We start from the raw sequence: 2,055 nt of genomic DNA, 5'->3' as shown, positions 1-2,055 counted from the left end.
TTTGTGCGCTTGGCAGCGCTTCGCTCTAGAGGGTGCAAGTCCCTAACATGCCGTTGTGGCGGAAATGTATAGCTGACAGGTAGTGCGAGTACCGTGAGGTTTCGTGCGGAGGACTTGAAGGCAAAACTCGGAACAGGTGGCTGAAACCATGCTGGCTGGTAAGACTGGATAACCTTGCAAAGGAAAGGGATGTCCTATACCACTTTGTGTCTTATTAGTTATGAGGACTGGATTCGAGGGAAAGGCGAAGACGTGACCCAAGGAGATCTCATCTTCTCCACCGTTGGTGGTAACTCATTTTCAAAGCCACGATGGACAAGATTTTGACTATGGAGGGTGAGAAGTCAGAGCAGGGGATAGTAGTGAATAAGCTTGTCGGAAATGCCACAAAGACAAGCGACTTACCACATTGTTGGTTTGACAGACATTGACCCAAAAGGCAATGAACTGATGCGAAGCCTGTCTGCCCATGTAAGAAAAGCATTACGAACTTATTTACTCGTCATGTACTAAACAGAAGTCGATGAGGCAGATAGCCAGAGAATCGAGACCGAAAGAAAGTAGGTTGTTTAGGGCGTAGTACTAATATCAAATGTCAACCATTGGGTAACCTATACAGTTGATATTGTTTTGGGAAAGGAAACGAATACATGGAGGAATCGATAGGAAAACGAAGCTTACGTGTAGTAGAGAATTCTAAAAAGAAACGCAAATGGTACAGCCTGATTGATAAAATCTGGAACTACCAAAACCTAGAACAGGCATTTTATGACGTGAAGAAAAATCGAGGCTCACATGGTGTGGATAAAGTTACTATTAAAGATTATGAAAAAGAATTGGAACACAACTTAAGAGTGCTCCAAGAATCTTTAGGTACTAAAACATATCGAGCAAAACCCGTCCGAAGAGTGTATATTCCAAAAGCCGATGGTACTAAACGTCCATTAGGAATACCAACAGTTGAAGACCGAATTCTCCAAGCCGCAACAAAAAGAATACTTGAACCCATCTTCGAACAAAAGTTTCTAGACTGTAGTTACGGATTTCGTCCAAACCGTAGTGCGCATATGGCGATAGACAAAATCCGTAAGGATTTGATGGAAGGTTATACGTATGTAATTGACGCTGACATAAAGACGTATTTTGATTCAATTCCACACGACAAGCTTATCGAATTAATCAAAGAAGAGGTTGTGGATGGAAGTGTTTTAGCTTTAATGGTGCAGTTCTTAAAGTCAGGGATCCTTGAAAATGGTGTGGTTTTTGAAAATGATAACGGCAGCCCTCAAGGTGGTGTAATAAGTCCGCTTCTTGCGAACATCTATCTTCACCCACTAGATGAAATGATGACAGAAAGAGGCCATCAAATAACAAGGTATGCAGATGACTTCGTCATATGTTGTAAATCCCAAAAAGGTGCAGAGAGGGTGTTAAGAACAGTTGTGAAACTGTTAGAAGGAAAGCTTGGATTAAAGGTTCATCCTGATAAAACTAAGATTGTGAATAATTTGGAAGAACCGTTCATTTTTCTTGGGTATGTATTTAAAAGCGGTTACTACCACTCACCTTCAGATAAAGCAGTCGAGAAATTCAAGGCTAGAGTCAAAGAGACAACGAAAAGAAACCAAACAGTGAATTTGGAGGAATTCGTTAAACATAAGCTAAACCCCATCATTAGAGGTTGGGGTAGATACTTTGGGATTGGATTCTCAAAGAACCTGTTCAAACAGCTTGATTCATGGATTCGGAGAAGATTGCGAATGATTCAGTTAAGAAGTTGGAGAAAAATAAGAAAGCTCCATAGGGAGCTTCGGAAAAGGAACTGGGAAGGTGAACTTCCACATTTGTCCATGACTAAATGGAGAAATTCAATGACCCAGCACGTTCATTTTGCGATACCTAATGATAGGTTTCGTGAAATTAATCTTGTATTTCTTTTAGACATTTATAACGAACTACATCCCCAGCGGGGATAAGCATGGAGGAGCCGTATGCGATGACCCGCATGTACGGATCTGTGAGAGGCGCATGAATATTTCATGCGCCTACTCTATT

Annotated in this window: 2 protein-coding genes; both read left to right on the top strand. The window is 41.3% G+C overall.

The window, feature by feature from the left end; translation table 11 throughout:
• The first annotated feature begins 381 nt into the window (after positions 1-381).
• Complete coding sequence (locus tag ACIFOT_RS31850; protein ID WP_430072889.1) at positions 382-513, top strand: hypothetical protein; 132 nt, start codon at positions 382-384, stop codon at positions 511-513.
• A 137-nt stretch (positions 514-650) separates the two neighbouring features.
• On the top strand, positions 651-1,976 hold the full coding sequence (gene ltrA / locus ACIFOT_RS31845) for a group II intron reverse transcriptase/maturase (protein ID WP_430072886.1): 1,326 nt from the start codon (positions 651-653) through the stop codon (positions 1,974-1,976).
• Positions 1,977-2,055 lie beyond the last annotated feature (79 nt).

This window comes from Neobacillus sp. NRS-1170, assembly GCF_050468025.1.
The sequence above is the reverse complement of the archived record's forward strand: the minus strand, read 5'-3'. Positions and strand labels throughout refer to the sequence as shown.